This is a genomic window from Hydrogenovibrio sp. 3SP14C1 (genome assembly GCF_029625905.1).
GTDB lineage: Bacteria > Pseudomonadota > Gammaproteobacteria > Thiomicrospirales > Thiomicrospiraceae > Hydrogenovibrio.
On record NZ_JARTLM010000194.1, the window covers coordinates 1 to 258 of the forward strand.

Below are 258 nucleotides of genomic sequence, written 5' to 3' on the forward strand. Positions count from 1 at the left end.
TGCTCCACTACTTTGGCGATTCGTTAGACGAACCCTGCGGCAACTGCGATAACTGCCTCACCCCACCTGACACCTGGGAGGCTACCGTGGCCGCGCAGAAGGCACTGTCGTGTGTCTACCGCACCGAACAGCGCTTTGGCGTCACTTATCTGGTGGATGTGCTGCTCGGCAAGCGCAACGAGCGTATCAGCCGCTTTGGCCACGACAGCCTGAGCACCTTCGGCATCGGCCAGGAGCTCACCGCCAGCGAGTGGAAAG

The 258-nt window shown here is 61.2% G+C and carries 1 protein-coding gene; it reads left to right on the forward strand.

Going from position 1 to position 258, the window contains the following annotated elements:
* A partial coding sequence (locus P8629_RS12215) for an RQC domain-containing protein (RefSeq protein ID WP_278166377.1) occupies window positions 1–258 on the forward strand: 258 nt, incomplete at both ends.